This is a genomic window from Marinobacter bryozoorum (assembly GCF_023156245.1).
Lineage (GTDB): Bacteria > Pseudomonadota > Gammaproteobacteria > Pseudomonadales > Oleiphilaceae > Marinobacter > Marinobacter bryozoorum.
The window spans coordinates 1-26099 of record NZ_JAKZAH010000034.1 but is presented as its reverse complement, the minus strand read 5'-3'; the positions used below and the strand labels follow the sequence as shown (position 1 = coordinate 26099).

Annotated in this window: 22 protein-coding genes; 7 read left to right on the top strand and 15 right to left on the bottom strand. The window is 60.8% G+C overall.

All coding sequences use genetic code 11. The features are described 5' to 3' along the window. Positions 1 to 39: 39 nt before the first annotated feature. From folK to dksA, 7 genes are all read right to left on the bottom strand, one after another. Positions 40 to 570, bottom strand: coding sequence for a 2-amino-4-hydroxy-6-hydroxymethyldihydropteridine diphosphokinase (gene folK, locus MLC59_RS15460; RefSeq protein ID WP_248236022.1), 531 nt, complete (start codon positions 568 to 570; stop codon positions 40 to 42). Next, on the bottom strand, positions 567 to 1934 hold the full coding sequence (pcnB, locus tag MLC59_RS15455; RefSeq protein ID WP_248236019.1) for a polynucleotide adenylyltransferase PcnB: 1368 nt from the start codon (positions 1932 to 1934) through the stop codon (positions 567 to 569). The genes folK and pcnB overlap by 4 nt, the downstream gene beginning before the upstream one ends. Positions 1935 to 2811: 877 nt before the next feature. After that, entirely contained in the window at positions 2812 to 4218 is a 1407-nt protein-coding gene (locus tag MLC59_RS15450) for a sigma-54-dependent transcriptional regulator (protein ID WP_248236094.1), read from the bottom strand. Positions 4219 to 4226: 8 nt separating this feature from the next. Continuing rightward, positions 4227 to 7193 carry an ATP-binding protein gene (locus MLC59_RS15445; RefSeq protein WP_282451032.1) on the bottom strand — a complete coding sequence of 989 codons (2967 nt, stop codon included), beginning with the start codon at positions 7191 to 7193 and terminating at the stop codon, positions 4227 to 4229. Further along, positions 7183 to 7359 carry a hypothetical protein gene (locus MLC59_RS15440; protein WP_177186087.1) on the bottom strand — a complete coding sequence of 59 codons (177 nt, stop codon included), beginning with the start codon at positions 7357 to 7359 and terminating at the stop codon, positions 7183 to 7185. Before MLC59_RS15440 ends, MLC59_RS15445 begins: the two co-directional genes overlap by 11 nt. A gap of 62 nt (positions 7360 to 7421) precedes the next feature. Further along, entirely contained in the window at positions 7422 to 8312 is an 891-nt protein-coding gene (gene gluQRS, locus MLC59_RS15435) for a tRNA glutamyl-Q(34) synthetase GluQRS (RefSeq protein ID WP_248236017.1), read from the bottom strand. Positions 8313 to 8359: 47 nt separating this feature from the next. After that, positions 8360 to 8800, bottom strand: a complete 441-nt coding sequence (gene dksA / locus MLC59_RS15430) for an RNA polymerase-binding protein DksA (RefSeq protein ID WP_248236008.1) — start codon at positions 8798 to 8800, stop codon at positions 8360 to 8362. A gap of 180 nt (positions 8801 to 8980) precedes the next feature. Here dksA and sfsA point away from each other — a divergent pair, with 180 nt between their 5' ends. After that, on the top strand, positions 8981 to 9703 hold the full coding sequence (gene sfsA / locus MLC59_RS15425; protein WP_248236004.1) for a DNA/RNA nuclease SfsA: 723 nt from the start codon (positions 8981 to 8983) through the stop codon (positions 9701 to 9703). 31 nt (positions 9704 to 9734) lie between these two features. Here the strand turns inward: sfsA and MLC59_RS15420 are convergent, their stop codons facing one another. After that, positions 9735 to 11318, bottom strand: coding sequence for a bifunctional aminoglycoside phosphotransferase/ATP-binding protein (locus MLC59_RS15420; RefSeq protein WP_248235998.1), 1584 nt, complete (start codon positions 11316 to 11318; stop codon positions 9735 to 9737). Between the two features lie 108 nt (positions 11319 to 11426). Between MLC59_RS15420 and mrcB the strand changes: the two genes are divergently transcribed. Together mrcB and MLC59_RS15410 are read left to right on the top strand one after the other, a co-directional pair. Then, positions 11427 to 13751, top strand: a complete 2325-nt coding sequence (gene mrcB, locus MLC59_RS15415; protein ID WP_248235994.1) for a penicillin-binding protein 1B — start codon at positions 11427 to 11429, stop codon at positions 13749 to 13751. Further along, positions 13748 to 14308, top strand: a complete 561-nt coding sequence (locus MLC59_RS15410) for a tetratricopeptide repeat protein (RefSeq protein WP_248235991.1) — start codon at positions 13748 to 13750, stop codon at positions 14306 to 14308. The genes mrcB and MLC59_RS15410 overlap by 4 nt, the downstream gene beginning before the upstream one ends. Before the next feature lie 48 nt (positions 14309 to 14356). Here the strand turns inward: MLC59_RS15410 and hemL are convergent, their stop codons facing one another. The 5 genes from hemL to MLC59_RS15385 all read right to left on the bottom strand — a co-directional run bounded on the left by hemL (position 14357) and on the right by MLC59_RS15385 (position 19396). Continuing rightward, the gene (hemL, locus tag MLC59_RS15405; protein WP_248235989.1) at positions 14357 to 15637 is read right to left on the bottom strand and encodes a glutamate-1-semialdehyde 2,1-aminomutase; all 1281 of its coding nucleotides are present in this window, start codon (positions 15635 to 15637) and stop codon (positions 14357 to 14359) included. 84 nt (positions 15638 to 15721) lie between these two features. Further along, positions 15722 to 16408 (bottom strand): thiamine phosphate synthase, encoded by a 687-nt coding sequence (gene thiE / locus MLC59_RS15400; protein WP_248235987.1) that lies wholly within the window; start codon positions 16406 to 16408, stop codon positions 15722 to 15724. After that, on the bottom strand, positions 16390 to 17157 hold the full coding sequence (gene thiD / locus MLC59_RS15395; RefSeq protein ID WP_248236073.1) for a bifunctional hydroxymethylpyrimidine kinase/phosphomethylpyrimidine kinase: 768 nt from the start codon (positions 17155 to 17157) through the stop codon (positions 16390 to 16392). Before thiD ends, thiE begins: the two co-directional genes overlap by 19 nt. 38 nt (positions 17158 to 17195) lie before the next feature. Beyond that, complete coding sequence (gene hemJ, locus MLC59_RS15390; protein ID WP_248235985.1) at positions 17196 to 17624, bottom strand: protoporphyrinogen oxidase HemJ; 429 nt, start codon at positions 17622 to 17624, stop codon at positions 17196 to 17198. Next, positions 17621 to 19396, bottom strand: a complete 1776-nt coding sequence (locus MLC59_RS15385) for a chloride channel protein (RefSeq protein ID WP_248235976.1) — start codon at positions 19394 to 19396, stop codon at positions 17621 to 17623. The genes hemJ and MLC59_RS15385 overlap by 4 nt, the downstream gene beginning before the upstream one ends. A gap of 185 nt (positions 19397 to 19581) precedes the next feature. Between MLC59_RS15385 and argC the strand changes: the two genes are divergently transcribed. Genes argC through erpA form a run of 3 tightly spaced genes read left to right on the top strand, consistent with a single transcriptional unit; the run spans position 19582 to position 21870 of the window. After that, on the top strand, positions 19582 to 20619 hold the full coding sequence (gene argC / locus MLC59_RS15380; protein WP_248235974.1) for an N-acetyl-gamma-glutamyl-phosphate reductase: 1038 nt from the start codon (positions 19582 to 19584) through the stop codon (positions 20617 to 20619). Positions 20620 to 20632: 13 nt separating this feature from the next. After that, positions 20633 to 21457 (top strand): DUF6776 family protein, encoded by an 825-nt coding sequence (locus MLC59_RS15375; protein ID WP_248235965.1) that lies wholly within the window; start codon positions 20633 to 20635, stop codon positions 21455 to 21457. 59 nt (positions 21458 to 21516) lie between these two features. Continuing rightward, positions 21517 to 21870 (top strand): iron-sulfur cluster insertion protein ErpA, encoded by a 354-nt coding sequence (erpA, locus tag MLC59_RS15370; RefSeq protein WP_248235962.1) that lies wholly within the window; start codon positions 21517 to 21519, stop codon positions 21868 to 21870. Between the two features lie 82 nt (positions 21871 to 21952). Here the strand turns inward: erpA and MLC59_RS15365 are convergent, their stop codons facing one another. Both MLC59_RS15365 and MLC59_RS15360 read right to left on the bottom strand, forming a co-directional pair. After that, positions 21953 to 23056 (bottom strand): anhydro-N-acetylmuramic acid kinase, encoded by a 1104-nt coding sequence (locus tag MLC59_RS15365; protein ID WP_248235959.1) that lies wholly within the window; start codon positions 23054 to 23056, stop codon positions 21953 to 21955. 4 nt (positions 23057 to 23060) lie between these two features. After that, entirely contained in the window at positions 23061 to 24506 is a 1446-nt protein-coding gene (locus tag MLC59_RS15360; protein WP_248235950.1) for an OapA family protein, read from the bottom strand. A 284-nt stretch (positions 24507 to 24790) separates the two neighbouring features. Here MLC59_RS15360 and tyrS point away from each other — a divergent pair, with 284 nt between their 5' ends. Then, positions 24791 to 25996, top strand: coding sequence for a tyrosine--tRNA ligase (gene tyrS, locus MLC59_RS15355; protein WP_248235948.1), 1206 nt, complete (start codon positions 24791 to 24793; stop codon positions 25994 to 25996). Positions 25997 to 26099: the final 103 nt, after the last annotated feature.

Below are 26099 nucleotides of genomic sequence, written 5' to 3'. Positions count from 1 at the left end.
GCGTTAAGCCGCCCGGGACATGCAGGTTTGCTGTCAAGGTTAATGCGGGTGAGGTGGCGTGGCAAGGCCGTCAGTTACCGAAGGCTGCAGACGTTTCAGGCCGTTATCGGTGCATTGGGTGAGCAGGCCCTGGCAGCTGCGGCCATCCGGCAGGGTTAGCTGGGGGTCGATATCCAGCATGGGGCGCAGCACAAAGTCGCGCTCGGTAACGCCTGGATGGGGCACGGTCAGTCGTGTGGTGGCGACAGTCTGGTTACCATAAAGCAGGAGGTCCAGGTCCAGGGTGCGGGGGCCCCAGTGACGGAGCCGCACCCGGCCGTGGGCCTGCTCCAGCGCTTGCAGGTGATCCAGCAGGGTCTCAGCGGGCAGGCTGGTCTCCAGCAGTACCACGCCGTTTACGAAGTCCGGCTGGTCCTGGGGGCCCATGGGTTGGCTGCGATAGAAGGCTGACTGGCCCAGCAAGGTGGTATCTGGCAGCGTGGCCAGGCCGCTTACCGCCCGGGCCAGCTGCTCGAGCGGGTTCTCCAGGTTGCTGCCCAGGCCGATCCAGGCCTGCACCCGGTCGCTCACGGGTTGTTGCTCCTGGCGGCCGGTTTGCGCCGGCGCTTGCGCTTGCGGGGTCCCTGCTGGCCAAGCTGGCTGAGCATTTGCTCACGGCCTCGGTCATCCGCTGCCTGGAATTCGGTCCACCACTGGCCCAGGCCCGGTTCGATCTCGCCAGCCGCCTCGCGTACCAGCAGGAAATCGTAGGCGGCACGGAAGCGCGGGTGCTCCATAATGCCATAGGCCCGTTTGCCCTGACGCCGGGGTAGCCGCATTTGCAGCTCCCAGATCTCCTTCATGGGGCCTGAGAAACGCTTGGGAATGGATGTGGCCTGCACTTGTCGACCAATGACCTTGCCAATGGACAAATGCAGTGCCTGCTGAACCGGTTCGCCGTTGTCCTGGCGCCGTTGCCATTCGGCTTGCAGTGCCGGCCAGAGCAGGGCCGCGTACATGAAGTAGGGCGTGACGGACTTGCCCTGGTGGATGCGGGCGTCCGTATTCTGCAACGCCCTCACAATCAGCTCATCCGGCTGCCCGTCGGCGATGGCTTTCATGGTTTCGGGGAACAGCGGGTCCAGCAGCCCGTATTGTTTCAGTAGGTACCAGGTGGCCTCGCCGTAGCCGGCGGAGAACAACTTGAGCACCTCTTCGAACAGGCGCGCCGGGGGAATATGGGTCAATAGTGGCGCCAGTTCGTGTATGGGCGCCTCGGTGACCGGTTCAATGGTGAAGCCCAGCTTGGCGGCGAAGCGAACCGCCCTCAACATGCGAACCGGGTCCTCCCGGTAGCGGGTTTCCGGGTCACCGATCAGTCGTAGCTGTCGATTCTGCAGGTCTTCGACGCCGCCGGCGTAGTCAATGACCGTGAAGTCGCGAATGCAGTAGTAAAGTGCGTTGACGGTGAAGTCCCGGCGCAGGGCGTCTTCTTCCTGGTTGCCGTAGACATTGTCCCGTAGCAGCAGGCCGTGCTCGCTGGTCTTGCGGTCGTCGTCCTGCTCGTCGTTGTCGTCGCTGTTGCCGGCATTGCCGCGGAAGGTGGTGACCTCAATCACCTCCCGGCCGAACAGTACATGCACAATGCGGAAGCGACGCCCGATCAGGCGGGAGTTACGAAACAGGTCGTGCACTTCTTCCGGCGTCGCGTCGGTAGCGATGTCGAAGTCCTTGGGGCGCTCGCCCAGCAGGATATCCCGTACGCCGCCACCCACAAGGTAGGCCTCAAAGCCGGCGTTGTTGAGCCGGTTGAGCACCTTCTTGGCCGGCTCACTGATCATTGAGCGGGACACATTGTGCTGGTCCCGGGGGATTTCCCGGCGCTGGTAGACTGGCTCCGGGGATGGCCTGGACGGAAACAGGGCGCGTACTCTTTTCTGTATGTTTTTCAGCATTGAAATCCATGGACTGCTTTGGCCGCGGCCCGGATCCGGGGCCGACCGTGATTTGACGTTGCCAGCGATGGCGTCTCACAGGGTGACGCACGGAACGGGCAGGTGGGAGAGTTTAACGGTTTGTGCAGGATTTGCCCATGGTGAGAGTCTGTACGTGATTGCTGTCACGCCGGATACTGACCTGAGGGGGGGCGAAAAGCCGGGGCCAGAAAATCAAAAGGCGGGAACGCTGTTGCGAACCCGCCCGGGAAGAGTAGACGATCTGCATTGTTGTTGTTTTTGCAATTTTTATTGTTGGCAGGCCAGTTGCCTGCTTATGCCTCATACGAGGCAGTCAATCCTGCAAACGGAACGCTTTGAATACAGAGAGCGGTAGTGACTACACGATGGCCGGTAGCAGTGGCAGCGGACGTCTGGAAGACGCTTCTTATCTACAACTGCGGCTCTCGCAAGCCAAGGCACCACTAAAAAAGCTCAGCACCCAAAACACTCAGTTCGCTCACGCCCTGTTCTTGTTTTTGTTACCGGGCGCTTTTCCTGCAGCTTTTTGTTCTTGTTGTGGCGCTGCTCTGTCACATTGTTTTTGTTGTTGTGCGCTTAAGGTATTGCAGCCACTGTGCCACTTTTTAAAAATCCTTTATTAACAAGTGGTTGAAATTTTTTAATGGATTTTGGGAATAAAAAATCTGCGGTTAGTGTTACTCGTGTCTCGGTTTTCCGTTATGCCGTGTTTCGTGCGGTAACACCGGGTAACACCGACCGTGTTACCGAAACGGTTACCCCAGCGGTAACACCGGTAACAGGCCAGCCCCCAGTGCGCCCGTGGCGGACCACGGCTGGGTAAAGAGGAAGGTGGAGCAGGAGGGCAAGGATGCGATCAGCTTTTCTTGCGGGGGATGCCGAGACGCTGCCTGCGTTCCCAGAGGGATTTGCGGCTGATGCCGAGTTTCTGGGCGAGTTCGGTCTCGCTCATGCGGTCCTGGTTCTCCAGCACGAAATGCTGGAAGTAGTCTTCCAGTGACAGGTCGCTGCCGGCGTCGGCTTCCCTGGATGGCGTCGGGGTCTGCTCATGATCGCCTGCCACCAGGCTGCTGGGAATGGTGTAGTCATCGCCGGTGTCCATCTCCAGGTCCAGTTGTGCCGGAGTGATCAGGTCGCCATCGGCGAGAATCGATGCGCGCTCGATCGCATTTTCCAGCTCCCTTACGTTACCTGGCCAGCGGTGACGCTCCAGGGCCTTCATCGCTTCCGGGCTGAGGCTTAGGGCAGGTTTGCCCATGCGTTCTGCCTGCCGGGCCAGGAATCGGCTGGCCAGCCCCAGTATGTCACCCCGCCGTTCACGCAGCGGCGGAATTCGCACCTGCATGACGTTAAGGCGATAGTAGAGGTCTTCCCGGAACTCCCCGGTACGGGTCATTGCTTTCAGGTTTCGATGGGTGGCCGCAATCATGCGGACATTCACCTTGCGACTCTGGGTGGAGCCTACCTTGCGTATCTCACCTTCCTGCAGTACCCGCAGCAGTCGTGCCTGGGCCTCGGGAGGCAGTTCGCCAATCTCGTCGAGGAAAAGGCTGCCGCCATCTGCGGCCTCGATAAGCCCTGTGCGGCCGGACACGGCACCGGTAAAGGCACCCTTCTCATGGCCGAACAGTTCCGATTCGATCAGGCTTTCCGGGATGGCGGCACAGTTAACGGAAATCAGGGGCTTGCTGGCCCTGGGTGACAGCAGGTGCAGGGCGCGGGCGGCAAGCTCCTTACCGGTGCCGGACTCACCCTGGATAAGTACAGTGGTCTCCGTGGGCGCGACCTTGCGAATCAGTGTAAAGACCTGCTGCATGGGGTCAGACTGGCCGAACATAATCTGGGCCGGGTCACCTTCGCTGGCGTTATCGCTGGCAGCACTGTCTTCACCAACCGGGCTCTCGGGGCTTTCCGGGCGTCGGGCGAGGATCTCTTCTACCGCGGCGAGCATTTCGTCGTGGTCAAAGGGCTTGGCGATGTATTCCACCGCCCCTTTTTTCATGGAATCGACGGCGGACCGCAGTGAGGCATAGCTGGTCATGATCAGCACCGGTACACCGGGAGCATGTCCGATGAGGCTGGTGCCCGCGTCACCTGGCAGGCGCAGGTCTGAGATGATCAGGTCAAAGGATGACAGGTCAAAGTCACCAGTGGCTGCTTCCACCGATTCAGCCACGGCAACCTCGTAGCCATTGTGCTGCAGCAGTTTGCGCAGGGCGGCACGGATGATCTCTTCGTCTTCTACAATCAATATGCGATGCATGGTTTCTGTCATGACCCTTGGTTTTCCACTATCGAGCCCTCGTCGCTGTCGGCCTCATAGGCCGGAAGTTTCAGGCGCACCAGCGTACCACGCCCACGGGATTTGTCCGCGGGGCTTGCCACATTGATGGTGCCGTAGTGTTCCTCGACGATGCTGTACACCAGAGACAGCCCCAGGCCGGTGCCCTGGCTGGCGCCCTTGGTGGTGTAGAAGGGCTCGAAGATGTGATCAAGCTGTTCAGGGGGTATGCCTGTACCCTCATCGGCGACTTCGATGATAGCGGAGTACTCCTCACGGAATCCACCAACCCGGATTTTACCTCCCTCCGGCGAGGCGTCCCTGGCGTTGGCCAGCAAGTTGACGAATACCTGCACCAGCCGTTGTTCGTCGCCCAGCACCATCAGGTCATCGGGGCACTCGTTCAGGTAGTCCAGGCCACGGCCACGGTCACTGAGCGAGAGCAGGTTAATGGATTCATCCACGCACCGACGTATCCGTACGGGTTCATAGCGGTTGGCCTGGGCGTGGTTGCCGGTGCGGGCAAAGTTCATCAATGATTGCAGGATGTTGGAAATGCGCCGGGTCTGCTGCTGGATCTGGTCCGCGGTTTCCAGGATGTCCGGGTTGTCGGTTTCCAGTTTCAGGTTCTGGGCCAGGGAGGAAATACCGGTTACCGGGTTACCCACTTCATGGGCCACCCCTGCGGCCAAGCGGCCCACCGAGGCCAGCCGTTCACTGTGCATCAGTTCGTCTTCCAGCAGCCGGATCTCGGTCTGGTCTTCCACCAGGATGATGCTGCCGCCTTCGGGATGATCGGGGCCGGCCAGCGCAGCCTTATGCAGGTTCAGCCAGTGGGGTCGCCCCTTCAGGTCCAGGCGGTGTTTGTAGCGGCGCAGGTCTGGCCCGTGGACAAACTCGTCGAACAGGTCACGCCAATGGGTCGGTAGTGCGAGCAAGCGGGCGCCCACCACTTCGTCTGCGGAGATGCCCGTCAGCTCCACCATGGCCTGGTTCCACATCAGGATTTCGCCGTCGTCGCCTACCGAGCAGGCCGGGATGGGCAGGTTCTGAAGGGTCTGGCGGTAATGCCGGCGCAGGTTGTCCAGCTCCCCGGCGAGGCCGGTGAGGCGGTTTTCATACTCGCCCAGGGCACGTTCTACGTACTGGATATCCTGGGCGGTGCGGCTGCTGGCCATGGGCTTGAAGCTGAGGTGGCGCTGCACCAGGTCCTGCGCTACCGAGGGTCCCATCAGGCCCGACAGGTTGATTTCGATCTGGTCCCGGAGACGCCGCAGCTGATAGGGGCGGTACTCCACCGGGGGCAGGTCGAGCTGCTCCAGGGCACGCACCACTTCGCGCTTGGCCACGTTGTACCCCAGTGGCTCCGCCAGCTGGCGCACAAAGTCCGAGGAGGAGGTGGCGTTCAGTTCCCGTCGTTGTGGGCGGGAAAGCGCACCGAGGGAGCAGGCCTGGGCGGCGCTGGTCTCTTCGGGGCTGGTACGGCTGAGGATGGATACCAGGGTGAAAATAGCAATGTTCACGCCCAGGCTGATAAAGGTAAAGATGTGCCAGTTGTCGTATTCCAGTGACAGGGGCAGTGCCGGCAGCCAGGTCAGTGGGTCGGCCATGTGGGAAAGCGGCAACACCAGTGTCAGCGCCCACAGTGCCAGCCCGGCCAGCAAACCGCTGATCAGGCCTTTACGATTACCTTCAGGCCAGTAGATGACGCCCAGGGCGCCGGGCAGCAGCTGGAGCATACCGGACAACGCCAGGATGCCCAGGGTAGACAAATCGAGGGTGCGGCCCAGGGCTTCGTTGAAGACCAGGGCGGTGAGGATGATAACGGCGATGAGGATACGCTTGGTCCAGCGCAGCCAGCGATAGATGTCAGACTGGTCCCGCGGGGTGCGCAGGGGCAGGACCATGTGGTTAAGTACCATGCCGGCCAGGGCGAGGGTACTGACGATCATGAGCCCGCTCGCCGCCGACAGGCCAGCCACGTACATCAAGACTGTCAGCCAGGGGTTACCCAGGGTCTGGGGAATGGTAACCGCATAGAAGGCGGGATTCTCTACCAACGGCATGGCCATGCCGCCCCACAGGATAAGAGGCACCGGCAGGCCCAGCAACAGCAGGTACAGGGGCAGCCCCCAGCTGGCACGGGACAGTGCCCGTGGGCTCGGGTTTTCGCTGAAGATCATGTGATACATGTGGGGCAGGACCAGTGCCCCCGAAAATGACATCAGCATCAGGGCGCGCCAGCTGCCATCGTCGATACTTAGTGACAGGGCACTGACCCCCGAGCTGGGCGTGGCCAGCCAGTCCTCCAACCCTGCAAAGCCATCGAAAACGGTAAACAGTATGGTTCCGCCCAGTAGCAGCAGGGCGATGAGCTTGACCAGGGAGTCGAATGCGATGGCCACCACCAGCCCCTGGTGGCTGCCGGAGGTCTGGTCCCGGCGGGCGCCGAACAGCATGGCAAACAGCACAACGATCAGGCTGAACAGCGTACTGATGGCATGGGGGGAGGCGTTCGGTGCCAGCAGGCTGGCGCTGTCCGCCACTGCCTTGATCTGCATGCTCAACAGCGCCATCAGGGCTATGCCGGTTGTCAGGGTGACCAGGGTGCCGGCCCACTGGCTGCGATAGCGGAAGGCAAACAGGTCCGCCAGGGAGGTAAGCTGGTACGCACGCCCTATGCGCATGATCGGGTTCAGCAGTACGGGCGCCAGCAGGAAGGCGCCACTGATACCCAGGTAATAGGCAAGGAAGCCGTAACCATATTCCGCCGCGACGCCAACCGCGCCATAAACCGCCCAGGTGCCGGCGTAGACGCCGAGGCTCAGGGTGTAAACCAGCGGGTGACGAATCCAGCGGCCGGGTAGCCGGCCCTTCTCGGTGGCGTGGGCAATGCCGAAAAGTATCAGCAGGTAACCCAGGCTGATTACCAGTAAAACCGGCAGGCTAAAACTCATTGGGATCCCGTCGCCATTCCAGCCACACGCCGACGGCGATCAGGCTGCTCCAGAGCAGGTACGGGGAGTACCAGGCGTTACCCGGCGATACCCACCAGTCCAGAATATTGGGTGAAAAGATGTAAACAGCCAGAACCAGGAGGAATACCAGGCGGTAGATATACATCAGGTGTTTATCCGTGCCGTCGACACCGGGGTTTATACCATGGTGGGGGTGTGGCTGTCAGGTCAGTGCGTCGCGCTGTCCATGGTGCTCTGGTGCGGAATCCCTGCCATGGACCAGTGTTCCAGTGCCCACTCAAGTACCCGTTGTGGCGGGGCCGCGGCAAGGTCCTCCTCTGGCTGCTGGCCGAGGGCGCCCAGGGCGCGCCAGAGGTTGCGACCGGGTTGCTCATCGTCCAGGGCTGGTGCGTGGTTCTGTTTGCTCAGCTTCTGGCCCTGCTCGTTGAGCACGACGGGGATATGGGCCCACTGGGGTGGCGTGCCACCAAGGGCAAGGCAGATCTGCCGCTGTTGGGCGGTGGTCTCGAGCAGGTCCGAGCCGCGCACAATCTCGGTGATACCCTGGTCGATATCATCCACCACGACGGCAAGCTGGTAGGCGACAAACCCCTCCTTGCGGATGATGACCGGGTCATCCAGCTCAGCCCGCACCTGCTGGTGCTGTTCGCCCAGGATCCGGTCCTGCCAGCGGGCCTCCTCGGCGTGCAGGGCGAACCGGATGGCCACAGGCCGACCGGTAGGTGGTTTGTCACCATCCCGGCAGTGCCAGGGGTGGCGGCCATTGTTGGCGGCCAACTCCTTGCGGGAGCAGGCGCAGTAATACGCTCGCCCCTGTTCGACTAGCCGCTCGGCATGGTGGCGATAAACCTCAAGCCGCTCTGACTGGTAGCGCACCGTGCCATCTGGGTGCAGCTGGTGGCCTTGCAGGCTGTTCAGGATCCGGTCAGTGGCTTCCGGGCTTTCCCGCAGAGGGTCGAGGTCTTCGATACGGACAAGCCAGTGCCCCTGCCGGCTGTGGGCCTCGAGATAGCTGGCCAGGGCTGTCACCAGCGAACCAAAATGCAGGGGGCCTGTCGGAGAGGGGGCGAATCGCCCGCGATAGATCGGGGAGGTCATGGAGTCCCTGTGGCGCGGGAACTCCCGCGCCCGGATCAATCGACCGGTCAGATGCCGGTCTGGCGCTCGCGGATTTCCGCCAGAGTCTTGCAGTCAATACACAGCGTTGCGGTGGGCCGTGCTTCCAGGCGACGGATACCGATTTCCACGCCACACTGATCGCAGAAGCCGTAGTCGTCCTTGTCGATTCGGTCGATGGTCTTGTCGATCTTCTTGATCAGCTTGCGCTCCCGGTCACGGGTACGCAGTTCCAGGGAAAACTCTTCCTCCTGGGATGCCCGGTCACTCGGGTCAGCGTAGTTTGCTGCATCTTCTTGCATATGATGCATGGTGCGGTCCACTTCCTCCATGAGTTCCTGGCGCCACTGCATCAGCAGCTCGCGGAAGTGTTGCAGCATCTCCGGGCTCATGTATTCTTCACCCTTTTTGGCTTCGTAGGGGGTGAAGTTGGTAAAGCGCTCGCGCTCTTTCTCTGCGGTATTTGCCATGTAACCTGGCCTCTTATTGATACTCCAAAAAGGCGCAGCTTTTCCGTGCTGTCCTGCGCCCGCCTGCATCAGGAGCTTTGCGGCTCCCCAGGAATCTGCGGAAAATAGCAGATCTGTTGCAGGGGCGCCAGCCTTGTTGTGTGATCCCCGTTCAGCCTATCAATTGCCCCTGGAGACGTCATGGAATTTCCGGAAAACCTTATCGAAGGCCGCCTGGTCAAACGTTACAAGCGCTTCCTTGCCGATGTGCGACTGGCTGATGGCGAAATTGTGACGGCCCATTGCCCGAATACCGGCTCCATGCTCGGGTGCCAGCCGGACGACGCCCGGGTGTGGTTGAGCCCGGCCACCAATCCGAAGCGCAAGCTTCGTTACACCTGGGAGCTGGTCGAGACTGAGCCGGGGGTACTGGCCTGTGTCAATACCGGGCGTCCCAACGCCCAGGCCCGGGAGGCTATTGAAGCGGGTCGGATTGCTGCCCTGGCGGATTATGGGCTGGTAAAGCCGGAAGTTCGCTACGGTGCCGAGAATAGCCGGATTGACCTCCATCTGTCGGGGCATGCCCGTTTGCCGGATGCCTGGGTGGAGGTCAAGAATGTGACCCTGTGTGATGGTGGTATCGCCTGTTTTCCGGATGCAGTCACCCTCCGGGGCCAGAAGCACCTGCGGGAACTGACCGAGATGGTAAAGGCCGGCGACCGGGCTGTGTTGCTGTTTTGCGTCAACCACACCGGGGCGAGGGAGGTGCGACCTGCGGATCATATCGACCCGGCTTATGGTGATCTCTTGCGCGCGGCCGTCGAAGCGGGCGTGGAGGTGATTGCCTGGCAGGCGGACCTGGCAAGGGATGGTGATGCATCCGGCAGCCTTGCCCTGGTGCGGGAGCTGCCGGTCGTTCTGTAGGCCGGGTTGCCGAAGCCGTCTCCGGCGGAGGTCAGCCCTCTGAGTCCATACCGAAGTGGCCCCGGATACGGTGGGCAAGTTCACCCGCGGCAAGTGCTTCATCGGTGCGGATATGGATAGTGTGGCTTTTCTCCACTTCCGAAAGCGGCTCTTCCCACTGCTTCTGCTGTTCCAGCAGGGCCTCATCGGCTTCCGAGGCGTCACCCTTGCGGGCCCGTATCCACTGCCGCCGGACCGCTTCCGGCGCTTCGCAGTGAATAAGGCCGAAGGGAAGCGCCAGGTTCTCCGCGACCGAATCGAGCAGCTCACGCTCGTTCTCCCGCAGGCAGGCCGCATCGACAATTACGCCAAAACCGGCCCGGAGCAGCTGGCGGGACAGGTCGGCCAGGTGGTGGTAGGTCTTGCGGTTGGCCTCTTCTGTGTAGAGGTCTTCGCCAACACCGGATCCTGAGCTGTCCAGCGGGCCAAGGCCTGCCATTCGCTTGCGCTCTACGTCAGAGCGCAGGCGAATCAGTCCGAGCTCACTGGCCAGGGCATGGCTGACGGTGGATTTGCCGCTGGCGGAGAGTCCAGTGGTGGCGAGCAGGTAAGGGTTGGGGATCGCTGTGTAGTGCTCGGCCAGGTTGGCGTAGTCACGGTATTTCTGTAGCAGGCCTTCCTTCACTGGTTCTGAAAGCCCGGGGTTACCCCGGGTGAACAGGGCGATCTTGGCGCGAACCATGGCTCGGTATGCCTTGTACAGCGGGAGCAGCTCAAGGCCATCAAAGTCACCGCGCCACTCCAGGTAGGCGTTCAGGGTGTGGCTGGCGAGGGCGAATTCCCGGCGGGACTCCAGGTCCATCAGCAGGAAAGCCAGGTCGTTGATGACATCGATCCAGCGGAAAGGCTCACTGAACTCGATGCAGTCGAAGACAGTAACCTGGCCTTCGTAAACGGTGATGTTGGCCAGGTGCAGGTCGCCGTGGCATTCCCTCACAAAGCCATCGGCCCTGCGCTGGGCGATGAGCTCGCGCTGGCGCTCGAAGGTGCTGCGGGTCCACTCCTCCAGGGCAGTCAGCTGATCCTCCAGTGCCTTGTCACCGTTCAGGAGCGGGCGAATCTGGTCGAAGTTTTCCTGCATCGCGGCGAAAACGGCTTCCGGTGTGCCAAGGGGCTTTTCCCCGGGCACGGGGGTGAGGGAGTCGTGGAAGCGCGCGACCTGCTCGGCCAGTTCGCTGAGCAGGCCCGGAGTCAGCTCTCCCCGTTCCTGCATGCCGTCAAACAGCTGGTCCTGACGAAACTGGCGCATGCGGACCGCGTATTCGAACGGCTCCCCGGTTCCGTTCAGTACCGGCTGTTCGGGGCTGCCGGTCAGCGGGATGACATCGAGGTAGAGTGAGGGTGCCAGCCGCTGGTTGAGGCGAACTTCTTCTTCGCAGAAGTGCCGCCGCTTTTCCAGGGTGGAGAAATCCAGGAACCCGAAGTCCATGGGCTTCTTGATCTTGTAGGCGTAGTCACCAGTGAGGATGACCTGCGAGATATGGGTCTCCAGTATCTGGAAGGTTTCGGCCGGATGGTCGTAGATGGCCGGGTCCTGAAGTCTCTCGATCAGGTTGGTCGCCGGGGCGTCGCTCACGGTGTGCTCCTTGGTCGTTTGGGGGCTTCAATATGATAACGGGCACATTACACAAATAACACATGGGTCCCATGACGCCGGCGGGTGCGGTTTGGTTATAATCCGCGGATGCCAAAGAAATCAGCCGCCAAACGAAAGAAGAACCAACCCCGCAAGACACGCCCTACGCTCAGGCAGCGACTGTGGTCGCTGGGCTGGCGATTGGGGCTCATTATGCTGGTGCTGCTGGCCGGTTGGACCGTTTACCTGGACGCTGTCGTGACCTCCCGCTTCGAAGGAAGGCGCTTCGAGGTGCCTTCGCGGGTCTACGCCAGGCCGCTGGAACTCTATGACGGTGCGGCAATCAGCGCATCAGCGCTCAGGCAGGACCTGGAGCTGGCTGGCTACCGCAGCGGCGATGGTAGTCGACCAGGCACCTGGCAGCAGAATGGCAGCCGCTTCCTGATCAGTACCCGGGGGTTCGGGTTTGCGGACGGTGATGAGCCGCGCCGGCGTCTGTCGCTTACCGTCTCCGGTGGCCGTGTTACGGGGTACAGGGTTCTGGAGGGCGACAACTCGCCGATTATTCGCCTGGAGCCGGCTGAAATCGGGGGCATCTACCCGGCGCACGGGGAAGACCGGGTACTGATAAGCCTGGAGGACGCCCCGCCGTTGTTCGAGGAAGCCTTGCTAACAACGGAAGACCGAAGCTACTACGACCATTTTGGCATCGCGCCCCTGTCTATCGGCCGTGCCATGATGGCCAACATCAAGGCCGGAAGGGTGGTTCAGGGGGGCAGTACCCTGACCCAGCAGTTGGCCAAGAACCTCTATCTGTCCCGTGACCAGACTTTGATCCGCAAGGGCAATGAGGCCCTCATGGCACTGTTGCTGGAATGGCACTACGACAAACGGGATATCCTGGAAACCTACCTGAACGAGGTATATCTCGGCCAGACAGGCAGTCGCAGCATCAATGGTTTCGGGCTGGCCTCCCAGTTCTATTTCCGTAAGCGATTCCAGAACCTGGAGCTCCACGAGTCTGCCTTGCTGGTGGGTATGGTGAAGGGGCCGAGCTATTACGACCCACGGCGTAACCCGGAGCGGGCGCTGGCCCGTCGGAACCTGGTCATTGACCTGCTTGAAGAAGATGGCGTCGTTGAGCCTGCCGTGGCAGACAAGGCCCGGTCTGCCCCGTTGGACGTGGCGGCCCGCCCTTCATGGTCAGAGAATCGCTACCCGGCCTTTATCGACCTGGTGCGTCGCCACCTGGCCCGGGACTACCGCCAGGAAGACCTGCAGAGCAATGGCCTGCGAATCTTTACCACCCTGCACCCTGCCATTCAGGAGCAGGCGGAAAAGGTCACTTCACAGACCCTCGACCAGTTTGACCAGGGCTCGTCAAATACCCGGCTGGAAGCCGCAATGGTTGTGACCTCCCGTGACAGCGGCGAGGTGCTTGCCCTTGTGGGAGGCCGAGATGCCGGATTTGCCGGCTTCAACCGGGCCCTGGACGCCAGGCGCCCCATAGGCTCCCTGGTCAAGCCCTTTGTCTACCTCACAGCGCTGTCCCGGCCTGACCGCTACACGCTGATTACACCGGTGAAGGATGTCGGGCTGGCGCTGGAGTTCGAGAACGGCCAGCGTTGGGAACCTGGCAACTTTGATCATAAGCAGCGGGGCGAGGTGCCGCTGCACCAGGCTCTGTCCCGTTCCTGGAACCTGCCTACCGTCCGGGTCGGCCTGGACGTGGGTGTGCCGGCGGTTATCGCAACTCTGCAGGACTTTGGCGTGACCTCGGATATCAACCCCTACCCGTCCATGTTACTGGGCTCGGTAACCATGGAGCCGGTGGCCGTTGCCCAGGCCTACCAGGGCCTGGCAACCTCCGGGTTCAATACGCCGCTGAGAACGATCCGGGACGTCACCGACGCTAATGGCGAGGCGCTCAGCCGCTATAAACTCGAGGTCAACCAGGTCGCAGACCCGGCAGCGGTCCACCTGGTGCAGTACGCCATGCAGGAAGTCATGCGGGAAGGTACCGGGCGCTCGGCATACCGGACCATTTCGGAAAACCTCGGGCTGGCGGGAAAGACCGGGACTACCGATGATGGCCGCGACAGCTGGTTTGCCGGGTTCAGTGGCGATCTGCTGGCGGTAACCTGGGTGGGCCGTGACGACAACGGTCCAACCTCCCTGACAGGAGCTACGGGTGCATTGCCTATCTGGACCCGGTTCATGGCGACGATACCCCAGCACAGCTTTTCGCCGGTCGTGCCTGATGGCGTGCAGTATCACTGGGTGAACAGTGAAAAGGGTGTACTCACTGACGAACACTGCGAGAATGCCCGTCTGATACCGTTTATCGTCGGCAGCGAGCCGCAAGGCTTTGAGGGTTGTGACGGCGATTTCTCACGACGCCTGCGAGGCTGGTTTGAAGGATTGTTCCAATGAGTCAGACAGTTAAACATTTCGTGCTTTTGAGTGTGTTTTCGCTGGGCCTTGCTGGCTGTGCGTCGGATATCTACGCACCTCCTGGTGGTGGAGACCGTGGTGCGCAACCGGCACCCCAGCCGCCGAGAGTCGAAGAAGGTGAGGCGCCCGGCTCCCCAAGGCTGTCAGAGCAGCCGCGAAATGAGCGGCAGCAGGAGCGTGCGCCCACCCCGGGTTACCAGGAGCAGGGCGATGACCTTTCGCCCGCCGCCATCAGCCTTATTGAGCGGGCGGATGCCCTGATGGCCGATGGCCAGGCCGAGGCAGCCCTGAGCCAGCTCGAACGTGCGCAGCGAATCTCCCCTCGCTCCGCCCAGGTTTACTTCAAGCTGGCAGAAGCCTATGCACGCACAGACAACCTGGGGGCTGCCGAGCAGTTCACCATGAAAGGCCTGTCCCTGGCCGGTTCGAACAGCCGCTTGCAGAAAGCCGGCTGGGAACTGCTGGCCAGTATCCGCCATGAGCGGGGCAACGTGGCCGGGGCAGAGCAGGCGGAGAAAAGGGCCCGGGCGCTCTAGGCCCGGGCCGGGGAAGTAGCCAGGATGGAAGGGGCCAAGCTGTAAAGGTCAGAGGGATCTCATGACTTTGCGGGCAGCCTCGATGGTGGCCTCGATATCCGCGTCACTCAGTGCGGCGCTGGTAAAGCCGGCCTCGAATGCTGACGGTGCCAGGTACACGCCTTCTTTCAGCATGCCCTGGAAAAAGGCCTTGAAGCGCTCGACGTCACAGTTCATGACCTGGTCAAACCGGGTGATCTCGGGCTCGTCCGTAAAGAACAGTCCGAACATGGCGCCAACACTCTGCACGGTCAGCGGGATGCCTGCCTCTTCAGCGGCTGTTCTGAACCCTTCGCACAGGGTGCGGGTTTTCTCGGCCAGCCTGTCGTGGAAGCCACTTTCTGAAATCAGGTTCAGTGTCGTCAGTCCCGCGGTCATGGCCAGCGGATTACCGGATAAGGTTCCCGCCTGGTAGACCGGCCCCAACGGTGAGATGTGCTCCATGATTTCCCGCTTGCCGCCGAAGGCCCCCACCGGCAAGCCCCCACCAATAACCTTGCCGAGGGCGGTGAGGTCAGGGGTAATGGCATAGTGGCCCTGGGCGCCGCCGAGGGAAACCCGGAAACCGGTCATCACCTCGTCAAAAATCAGTACCGTACCGTGCTCGTCACAAACTTCCCGCAGGGCTTCCAGGAACCCGGGCACCGGGGGAATGCAGTTCATGTTGCCGGCAACCGGCTCCACGATAATAGCCGCCACCTGGTCACCGATCTCCTCAAACGCTTTACGAACGCCATCGATGTCGTTGTAGGTGAGGGTAACGGTATGTTCCGCCAGGCTGGCCGGGATGCCAGGGGAGTTGGGTACGCCAAGGGTCAGGGCACCGGAGCCGGCCTTGACCAGCAGTGAATCGACGTGGCCATGGTAGCAGCCTTCGAATTTCACAATCTTGTCCCGACCGGTATAGCCACGGGCCAGGCGGATGGCGCTCATGGTGGCTTCGGTGCCACTGTTGACCATGCGCACCAGTTCGATAGATGGCACCAGTTCGCAGACCTTCCTGGCCATTTCGGTTTCGATAGCTGTCGGCGCACCATAGCCGACCCCAAGCTCGATCTGGGTGTGCAGCGCTTTTTTGATGTGCTCGTTGGAGTGGCCGACGATCATCGGACCCCAGGAGCCTACGTAATCGATGTAGCGGCGGTCATCCTCGTCATACAGGTAGGCTCCCTCGGCATGCTTGAAAAAGATCGGCGATCCGCCCACGCCCTTGAAGGCACGTACCGGGGAGTTGACCCCGCCGGGAATGTATTTCTGGGCTTGTTCGAACAGGTCTTCGGAATGGCTCATGTATGGCTCCTTGATGGTCGCCCGCAAAGGTTGGGAGTCCGGCCAGGAGTCGGCCGGGCTCGGTAAAGAGAGACCGTAATCCTATCAGAGTTTGAAAAGGGGGTGGTGCTCGGCAAACAGCCGGGTAAAGGCCCGGGCGCGGGCTTCGACATGCTCCGGGCCACCGTCGAACAGGCCACCGATCACTGCCAGCAGGTCCGCTCCCGCACGGATCAGGGGGGCGCCGTTCTCAAGGGTGATGCCACCGATGGCGGTGCGCGGCAGGCCCAGGGTGGCGGCCTCGCCGAGTATCGAGTGGCGGGCCGGGGGCGCTCCCGGCTTGGTGCCTGACTTGAAGAATCGCCCGAAGGCCAGGTAGTCGGCGCCCCGGCTGGCCGCCATCTGCGCCAGCTCGAGATCACCATGGCAAGTTACCCCGATGATGGCATCACGCCCCAACAGCCCGCGTGCAATTTCGACGGAACCATCCGTTTGTCCGATATGAACACCGTCGGCACCGCACTGGCGAGCCAGCTGAGGGTAGTCATTGATAATCAATGGTACGCCTTGTTGATGGCAGAGCCTGGCCAGAGCCGACGCTTGCCGATGTTTGCTGTCTGCATCCAGGCGCTTCTCACGGTACTGGACCAGGACGGCACCACCCCGGATGGCGGCGGCGACGCCTTGCAGTAACTGCTCGTCATCCGGCAACCACTGGCTGTCGGTGATCGCGTAGAGGCCCGGGCGCAGGCCCTTCGCAAAGGCAGGTCCGCTCACTGGTTTACTGGCCATGGCGCGCCACGGTCAGGAACGGGCTGCCCGCCTCCGACCTCGAGGGCGTGGTTAATGGCGTTGCTGACAAAGCGCTGCGCCTGCTCAATGGCGTCCTCGAGGGAGAGCCCGGCTGCGCGGCCGGCGCCAATCGCCGCTGCCAGGGTGCACCCGGTACCATGGTACTCACCGCCAACCCGCTCTATCTGCCATGAACGGCTCGCCTGGCTGGCGCGGTACAGTGTGTTGGTGATCACCTTGCCGGTGCCATGGCCGCCGGTCGCCAATACACCCTGACACCCGGTGTCCAGCAGTTGTCGGGCGCTCAGGGCCTCTTCCTCTGAGCCTCCCAGCTGCGCCAGTTCAATGCCGTTAGGGGTGATTACCTCGGCACGGGGGAACAGGCTTCCTTGCATGGCATCGAGCAGCTCATCGTCAGCCAGGTCGCCGCCGCCGGCGGCCTTGATGACCGGGTCCTGTATCAAAGGCAGGTCCGGGTGTCGGTCCAGGAAGTCAGCCACGACTTTGACCACGGCGGCATTGCCCATGGCACCGGTCTTTACCGCATCTATGCGGCAGTCGGCAGCCAGGCGGTCCAGTTGCTGGCGCACCAGGTCTGCGTCAACAGGGGCCGCATTGTAGACGTTGCGGGTGTCCTGCACGGTCAGGCAGCTCAGTACCGGCAGCGGGTGGACGCCCAGTGCGGTTGCAGCCTGGATATCCGCCTGTATGCCGGCGCCGCCCGACGGGTCCAGGCCGGAAACGATCAGCAACCGGGGTCGTTGATGAAGTTTGATGGTGTTCCTCCTCAGAAAGGTTTGACCACGGCCAGGATGACCACGACGACCAGCACCAGTACCGGCAGTTCGTTAAACCACCGGTAAAAGACATGGCTGCGCTGGTTGCGATCATCCCGGAATACCTTGACCAGGTGGCCGCAATAGAAGTGATAGACAATCAGCAGCCCGACCAGTAAAAGCTTGGCGTGGAGCCAGCCCTGGCTGAAGTAGCCGGACACATTATAGCTCAGCAGCCAGACCCCGAAGATCACCGTGGCCACCATGGATGGAGTGGTGATGCCCCGGTACAGTTTGCGCTCCATCACCTTGAACCGCTCACGCCCGGGCTGGTCCTCGCAGGCGGCGTGGTAGACGAACAGGCGTGGCAGGTAGAAGATGCCGGCGAACCAGCAAACCAGTGAAATAATGTGCAGGGCTTTAACCCAAAGCATGGTCAACTCCGTCGGTATTGGTAGTAGCTCTCGATATCGGACTTGAGCACGATACCGTATATACGCTGAATCATCGGTGCGACATGGCGCTGCACATACAGGGCTTCCGCCTGGGTCGATTCAAACTGGTCCAGTGCCTCTTCCAGGGTTGCCTGGTACTGGATGGGTGCAATGTCACGGCGATTGGCCGGCATTTCCATAAGGTCGATGATCTCCGGCAGGGGCTTGTCTTCTTCGGCCTGCCGGTGTCTCAGATGCTCCATGAAACGGGCCAGGTCTACCGAGGGCAGCAGGGCAGAGGGGCCGTTATTCCCTTCGACGACCAGCCATTTTGGTTCGTTCCTGAGTAACTCCCTTGCGGCGTCATAACTGATTTCCCGATCGGTCCGGGTTACGCCCCGGTCCATGATGGCGCCCACCGAAACTCGCCTGAGTGCCTGGATAATGGGTGAATTCTGATAACTCAGGCCCTGGTTCTGCAGCATGGTCAGGAAGATCGATCGCTTCCCGAAAACCTCACTGGTCACCAGTGTGGCCGTGGTTATCACCAGCATCCCCGGCAGGATAATGTTGGGGTTACGGGTCAGTTCGGTCAGGGCCATCAGTGCTGCCAGTGGGGCCTGGAGAACGGCTCCCATCATGGCACCCATACCGAGCATGGCATAGAAACCTACCGAGGATGCCAGTTCCGGGGCCATCATTGCACCGACCATGCCCATGGCCGCGCCCAGGGTAGCACCCATGAAAATGGTGGGGCCGATGATGCTGCTGGGCATGCCCAGGCCAACCGTCAGCGCGGTGATCAGGACCTTGGCCAGGCCCGCCCCCAGCAGGATCCAGAATGGTAGTTCACCAAGGATGGCGAGGGAAACCGTATCGTAGCCAATGCCCATGACCTCCGGTATGAGCGCGGCAAACGGCATCATCAGGATGCCGGCAATCACCACCCGCAGCAGAATCGGGCGATGATTGAAGCGGTTGGCCCATGACAGGATATGGATGAAGGCGGCGGCGGCAATGGCAATCACCACGGCTACCGCCAGAATCCAGGGAATTTCCAGCAGTGAGTTCATGGTCAGGGCTGGCACCGAGAAAGCCGGCTCGCTGCCGTAGGCCGCCTGGGTCACAATGGCAGCGCTCACCGCTGCCAGGATAATGGGGGTAAAGCCGGCGATGGTGTACTCCATCATTACCACTTCCATGGCGAAGATGACGCCGGAGATGGGCGTATTGAACGACGCCGAAATGGCCGCTGCACACCCGCAGGCTACCAGGGTGCGAATGCTGTTGTTGGGCAGCCGCATCCACTGCCCCATCAGACTGGACACTGCGGCGCCCAGGTGCACGGCGGGCCCTTCGCGGCCGGCTGACTGACCGGTCAGCACGGTGCCAACCCCGACCACAAACTGAACCAGGGCACTGCGGAAGGTAATATAGCCCTGATGGTAGTTAAGGCGTTCCATCACATGCACCACGCCGACCTTGCGGTCGCGGGACGCCAGCCAGTGCAGTAGCAGCCCGAGCAGAACGGCACCTGCCAGGGGAAGCAGGGTCCGGGTGACCATGGCCAGGTCCTCGTAGTTCTCGGCATCGTTCCCTGGAAGCAGCCAGCCGAGGGGGAACTCGATGGCAAACCGGAATAACAGGATTACGCCCCCGGTAAAAACGCCGGAGAGCAGGCCGAGCAGGGCCAGTTGGGGCAGTGCGTCGACATCGGCCAGGCGCCGGCGGAAGCCGGGTATCAGCTTGTCGATCAGTTTCTGTCTCAGTTCCTTCATCACGCCCCTGGGTCGCCGTACGTCGCTGATTCAGCAAGTTACAAAGCATTGTAACCAGCCCAGCCCCTGCTGCAATAAGACACTGGTTTATCATGGTAGACTAGGATGTTTATGATGAGGTGATCCTCGCTGGATTTCGGGGCGGGGACACGATTGATTCTTTGCAGGCCGAACAGGAGAAATTGGTGATTAAAGCAGGTATTGTCGGCGGAACAGGGTATACCGGGGTTGAGCTTCTCAGGATTCTTGCCACGCATCCGGAGGTTGAAGTGTCTTGTATTACCTCCCGGTCAGAGGCAGGCATGGCTATTGCCGATATGTACACCAATCTTCGCGGCTACTACGACCTCAGGTTTACCGAACCCGACGTAGAGGTGCTGGCTGGCTGCGACCTGGTTTTCTTTGCCACGCCCCACGGCGTTGCCATGCGTATGGCTCCTGAGCTTTTGGCCAGGGGTGTCCGCATCGTGGACTTGTCTGCAGATTTCCGGATCCGGGACCTGGATGTCTGGGCTCGCTGGTATGGCATGCCCCACGAAACCGCAGACTGGGCAGGAAAGGCAGTCTACGGCTTGCCGGAGGTGGCCCGTGAGGCCATTCGCAGTGCAGCGCTGGTGGCTAACCCGGGTTGCTACCCCACTGCCGTTCAGCTCGGTTTTTTGCCATTGCTGGAACATGGCCTGGTGCGTACTGGCCACCTGGTTGCCGATGCCAAGTCCGGCGCCAGTGGCGCGGGCCGTCAGGGCAAGGTTGGTATGCTGCATGGTGAGGTGGGCGAGAGCTTCAAGGCCTATGGCGCATCCGGGCACCGCCACCTGCCGGAAATCCGTCAGGGTCTGGAGCAAATGGCCGGCGGCAAGGTGGGTATCAGCTTCGTGCCGCACTTGGTGCCGATGATCCGGGGAATCGAGGCAACGCTCTATGCCGAGCTGAACGACCCGGCGGACTTTGACCGTCTTCAGGCGCTGTTTGAAGAACGCTACGCGAACGAGCCGTTTGTTGATGTGATGCCGTTCGGCAGCCATCCGGAAACCCGAAGTGTGCGGGGCGAGAACAGCTGCCGCATGGCCCTGCACCGGCAGGAAGACAGCCCTGTGGTCATTGTCACGTCGGTGATTGATAACCTGGTCAAGGGGGCAGCGGGCCAGGCGGTTCAGAATATGAATATCATGTTCGGCCTCGACGAGCGTTCTGGTCTCCGGGCTCCGGCACTATTGCCGTAATGGACATGTCGCCTTGAGCGAAACACGAAATCCGGATGAAGAGCGGGCTCCCGGTCCCCGGCGTCGCCGGTCGTATCGGGTGATCGGCGTAGCGGTGCTCTGTGCTCTTTGCGGGCTGGCTGGTTATTGGGCTGGCGCCTCCCGGGACGGTCAGCGCGTAGTCGATGTGGTACAGCCCGCGCCGCTACTGGCGAAAGAGCTCGATCGAATAACGGCAGAGTATGATCAGGCGCGGAGAAAACTGGTCCAGCTTGAGCGCGGCAGTGCGATTGATGAACAGGCCCTGAAAACGGCAAGAAATACGATTGCTGAGCTGGAAGGGCGGTTGGCTTCTATGGAGGCAGACCTGACGTTCTATCGCAACATCATGGCGCCCTCCGAAGTCAGCACGGGGCTGCAGGTCGATCAGTTGCGCCTTTGGCCGGCCCGGAGTGAACGGCAGTACCAGTTCAAGCTGGTCTTGACCCAGGTAGGTGACAACAAAAGCTACATTTCGGGTGTGGTGGCCGTGAATATCATAGGGGAGCGTAACGGCGAGCAGGAGGTTATCCCCTTGCGTGACCTGTCCGGCGAGGTGGAAGAGTTGGGTGTGCGCTTTCGCTTCCGCTATTTCCAGGATATTGAGGGCTTGCTGACGCTGCCGGACGACTTCGAGCCCTACGAAGTCCAGGTGGTAGCCAAGGCTGAGGGGGGTAAGTCTTCCCAGTCAGAGCGAACTTTCCAATGGCAAAGGTCTGCCGGGCAACAAGAAGAAGACCTGCCGACGGGCGAAGCAGCGGCGTCAGAAGGGATTTCGGTGAATGAACAAGAATCAGCCACGCCGGATGATGTAGAATAGTTGATCAATTTGGTCGGGAATACCATAATGGCGTCACCCCACGATGTCAGGAGGCACAATTGAGCGCAGTTCAGGAACAGATAGCCGTCCCCCTGTTTTTCAGCGACAGTGCGGTCGCCAAGGTGAAAGAGCTCGTAGAAGAGGAGGAAAATCCGGACCTCAAGCTGCGGGTGTTCGTCACAGGTGGCGGTTGCTCCGGCTTCCAGTACGGGTTTTCCTTCGACGACAATCAGCAGGAAGACGATACCGCCATTGAGCGGGATGGCGTGACGCTGCTGGTGGACCCTATGAGCTATCAGTACCTGGTTGGGGCGACTATTGACTATCAGGAGGGGTTGCAGGGCTCCCAGTTTGTAGTTCAGAACCCCAACGCCACGTCCACCTGTGGTTGCGGCTCTTCGTTTTCCCTATAGCGGCTCTTCGCTTTCCCTATAGTAGTGGCACCCCGCTTGCCCGGAGTGTGCCACTTTCCCCGGTGGCTCCCTTGCCAGTGGCTCATGCCGGGTAAATCCCCCCGAGAATTCGCGGTCCGGTGGCACCTGTCACTGTGGGCACATTGCCTGCCAGTCCTTCCATTGTTTGCTTCGCCAGCCAGGCGAAGGCTGCCGCCTCAACCCATTGCGGGTCGATTCCCAGTTCTGAGGTCGTGCTGACTGAAACGTTTTCCGATTCGCATAGACGCCGCAGGCGGTCCATGAGTGCAATATTTCTGGCACCCCCGCCACAGATATAGAGTGCCAGGGGGCGCTTTTCGGGCAAATGCCGGAGTATGGTGAGCGCAGTCAGCTCCAGGAGCGTACGCTGTACGTCTGCCGGGGCCACGCCCGGAAAGTGGCCGAGCCTTGCCTCCAGCCAGTTGCTGTTGAACAACTCCTTGCCGGTACTCTTGGGGACCGGTCGGGCAAAGTAGGGTTCGTCCAGGAGCTGAGTCAGTAGCTGAGGGTTCAGTTGACCACTGGCTGCCCATTCCCCGTTCCGGTCGTAGGGCTCTCCCAGGTGTCGCAGGGTCCAGCTGTCCATCAGGCCGTTGCCCGGGCCGGTATCAAAACCACCACCTGCTGCTTCACTGCCGGCGGGGAGCCAGCTGATATTGGCGATGCCGCCAATATTCACCAATACCCGATCCTCAGTCTGCGAACCGAATACATCATGGTGAAAGGCCGGCACCAGTGGGGCGCCCTGGCCACCCGCTGCCATATCCCGGCGGCGCAGATCCGCAACCGTTGTGATACCCGTTCGCTCGGCGATGATGTTGGGGTCTGCCAGTTGCAGCGTGAACGGGTTGGTACCGTCAGGCATATGGCGGATAGTCTGGCCGTGGCTACCGATCGCCCTGACCTGGCCCGTCTTCGGTTTTTTTCGGATCAGTGCATTGGCAGTTCTGGCGAAGAGCTCGCCGAGTGCATGGTCACAATGGCCCAGGTCGTCTGGTGTGCCCCGGTTCTGGCTGAGTGCGGTTACGGCTTCAAGGAGAGGGGCAGGGATGGCTTCCGTGTGGGTGGCAATAAGCGAGGCCTTACCAGCCTCTGTCAGGTCAACCAGCGCGGCATCAACGCCGTCCATGCTGGTGCCTGACATCAGGCCGATATAGAGGGCCACCGGCTTACTGTTCCTGTTTGGAAACAGTTTCCTCGGCCATGGCAATCTGGCGGAAGACGTCTCCCAGGGTATTCAGCTGGGCGATCTGCTGTTGGGTGGCTGACTTGAACCGTGCCATCTCGCTGTCGGGAATCGGGCTGGCCTCCGGCAGGTCAATGGTACGGGAGTTGCGAGCGACGCCATTTATGCGGAATTCGTAGTGGAGGTGAGGGCCGGTTACCATGCCGGACGATCCGACATAGCCGACGGTCTGCCCTTGTTTGACCCGGGTGCCGTTGGAAATGCCCTTGCCCAGCCCGCTCATGTGGGCGTACAGGGTTGTGATGTTGTCTCCGTGGGACAGCACCACCGTGCGGCCATAGCCGCCTTTCCATCCCGCAAAGGAGACCCGGCCATGACCGGCCGCCTTGATCGGGGTGCCCGGAGGCGCAGCGTAGTCTGTACCTTCATGGGGGCGCACCACGTCAAGAACCGGGTGGCGGCGTTGCAGGTTGAACGGCGATGACACGCGGGCATTGATGGGCGTGCGCAGGAAGGCCTTGCGCATGCTGTTACCGTCCGGGGTGTAGTAATCGCTGTCGCCTTCTGTGTCAGTGTAATGAAGGGCAACTACTTCCCGGCCACGGTTGATGAACCTTGCAGCGACGATCTTGCCGTCATCGATTTTTTCATCGTCCAGATAGAGTTCTTCGTAAATTACCTCGAAGCGGTCACCCTTGCGGATGTCGTAGACGAAGTCGATATCCCAGCCGAAGATGTCAGCCAGTTCCATTGTGATACGGTCGTCCAGCCCGGCCTCTTTGCCAGCGAGGTAGAGGGATCCTTTTATGACACCGGAGGCAAACGCGAGCCTCGGCTCGGGTTCGGCCGTTATCGTCTCGCCGATATACCCATTATCGGAGCGGGTGATCATCAGTGATTCCAGCCGGCTACGATCCAGTCGCACCTTGACCAGCTCACCCTCATCGTTGGTAGCGAAAGCCAGCGTTTCACCTATGTACAGGTGCTGCAGTTTGTCGGCGTCGCCCTCACCGTGTATGACGGAAAGCATCAGGCGGTCGTTGAAGCCAGCCTGGTTGAATAACGAAGACAGCGTGTCGCCTCGTTCAACTTTCAGTTCGTTCCAGGTCAGTGCAGGCCTTGCTGGCTCTGCAGGAGCCGATGCCATTAACTGCTCGGTGCCAGGGGGTGTTGCCGCAGTCTCTGGCACCGCTGGGGTTTCAGCTGGCTGTGGCTCTGGCAGTGCTTGCTGGTCCGGAGGGGTGACCTTCTGCGGCTTTTCGGTCAGCTGTAACGCCGATACCGGCTGGCCCGGCTTGTCCAGGTCCAGGTTAATGGTCATTCGCTTGGCTTCGACATCAGCGCTGGGACTGAAAACCAGTGTGGCGCCGACCACGATACTGATACCGGCGGCGGCAATGAGATGTAGCTTGGGGAACGTCTTGATCACGTCGAAAACCTGTATTTTTATCGCTACGTCGGTAGCTTGTATGATCTGATGCAAGTGGTGGCTCAAGTATAGAGCAAGCAGAATCGTATAAAAAGCGTTCGCCGTCACAGCGAAAAGCAGCGTAACGGCAGATTTTCCAGATTCCGCTGATATAATTCGCGACTTCTTTTACGTCTCCGGGCATCCGGGACGCGCTAAATGTATCAGGGTTTGCCGTTACGCTCAGCTTACATTTGTTGGGGACTGTAACCGGGGCACCTTTCTTACCATGGGGTTTGAGGTTTATGGCATCGATAGAGGAAGCACTGGCGGCCATCAAGCGTGGGGTGGATGAGCTGATTCCCGAAGAATCACTCGTAGAAAAGCTCAGACAGGGTCGGCCCCTGCGCATCAAGGCCGGTTTTGATCCTACGGCTCCCGACCTCCACCTGGGTCATACCGTGTTGATCAACAAGCTTCGCCAGTTCCAGGACCTTGGGCACGAGGTCATCTTCCTTATTGGTGACTTCACCGGGATGATTGGCGACCCGACGGGCAAGAGTGCGACCCGTCCGCCCCTGACGGAGGAACAGGTGCGGCAAAATGCCATCACCTATAAAGAGCAGGTGTTCCGGATCCTGGATCCCGAGAAAACCACCGTTGTCTTCAATTCCGAGTGGATGAGCAAGATGACGGCCGCGGATATGATCCGCCTTGCCGGCCAGTACACGGTCGCCCGCATGCTGGAGCGGGATGACTTTGACAAGCGTTACCGCGCTGAGCAGTCCATCGCCATCCATGAATTCCTTTACCCTTTGATCCAGGGTTACGACTCCGTAGCGCTCGAGGCGGATGTCGAGCTTGGTGGTACGGATCAGAAGTTCAACCTCCTCATGGGGCGCATTTTGCAGAAGCACTATGGCCAGCCTCCGCAGACGGTTCTGACCATGCCCATCCTCGAAGGGCTTGACGGTGTCCAGAAAATGTCCAAGTCGCTGGGCAACTATATAGGTGTCAGTGACTCCCCGGGTGAAATGTACACCAAGCTCCTGTCCATTCCCGATGAGTTGCTGTGGCGGTACTTTGAGTTGCTGAGCTTCCGCCCACTCGCTGAAGTAGCTGAGTATCGCAAGGCAGTGGAGGGCGGGGCGAACCCGCAGGACTTCAAGAAGATCCTTGCCGAAGAGATTATTACCCGCTTCCATGACGCGGATGCGGCGGCCAGTGCTCACAAGTCTGCGGGTAACCGGGTGGCCCTGGGTGAGATTCCCGAGAACGTGCCGGAAGTTGAGGTCTCGCTTGGTGGTCAGGAGAGCCTGCCGGTTTCGGCCGTGCTCCGGCTTGCCGGGTTGGTGAAGAATGGCGCTGCCGCCAGGGACGTGCTCGGTCGCGGTGCTGTCTATATTGATGGCCAGCAGCTGGAGGATGCCGCTCGCCAGTTTGGCAAGGGTGATAACGTGGTTATCCAGGCCGGAAAGAAGAAGATTGCCCGCATTCTGGTTACGGATTGAGCGATCCTGAAGAAAAACAAACTTTTTTCAAAAAGGTCGTTGACAGAAATCGGTGGGGCTGTAGAATGCGCCCCACTTCGACAGGGAACGCCGGCGAAGGCGG

Bases quoted from the DNA above. Each gene is read 5' to 3' on its own strand.
- pcnB (WP_248236019.1), bottom strand. From the start codon at position 1,934: ATGCTGAAAAACATACAGAAAAGAGTACGCGCCCTGTTTCCGTCCAGG.
- MLC59_RS15450 (WP_248236094.1), bottom strand. From the start codon at position 4,218: ATGCATCGCATATTGATTGTAGAAGACGAAGAGATCATCCGTGCCGCC.
- MLC59_RS15445 (WP_282451032.1), bottom strand. From the start codon at position 7,193: ATGAGTTTTAGCCTGCCGGTTTTACTGGTAATCAGCCTGGGTTACCTG.
- MLC59_RS15440 (WP_177186087.1), bottom strand. From the start codon at position 7,359: ATGTATATCTACCGCCTGGTATTCCTCCTGGTTCTGGCTGTTTACATC.
- gluQRS (WP_248236017.1), bottom strand. From the start codon at position 8,312: ATGACCTCCCCGATCTATCGCGGGCGATTCGCCCCCTCTCCGACAGGC.
- dksA (WP_248236008.1), bottom strand. From the start codon at position 8,800: ATGGCAAATACCGCAGAGAAAGAGCGCGAGCGCTTTACCAACTTCACC.
- sfsA (WP_248236004.1), top strand. From the start codon at position 8,981: ATGGAATTTCCGGAAAACCTTATCGAAGGCCGCCTGGTCAAACGTTAC.
- mrcB (WP_248235994.1), top strand. From the start codon at position 11,427: ATGCCAAAGAAATCAGCCGCCAAACGAAAGAAGAACCAACCCCGCAAG.
- MLC59_RS15410 (WP_248235991.1), top strand. From the start codon at position 13,748: ATGAGTCAGACAGTTAAACATTTCGTGCTTTTGAGTGTGTTTTCGCTG.
- hemL (WP_248235989.1), bottom strand. From the start codon at position 15,637: ATGAGCCATTCCGAAGACCTGTTCGAACAAGCCCAGAAATACATTCCC.
- thiE (WP_248235987.1), bottom strand. From the start codon at position 16,408: ATGGCCAGTAAACCAGTGAGCGGACCTGCCTTTGCGAAGGGCCTGCGC.
- MLC59_RS15385 (WP_248235976.1), bottom strand. From the start codon at position 19,396: ATGAAGGAACTGAGACAGAAACTGATCGACAAGCTGATACCCGGCTTC.
- tyrS (WP_248235948.1), top strand. From the start codon at position 24,791: ATGGCATCGATAGAGGAAGCACTGGCGGCCATCAAGCGTGGGGTGGAT.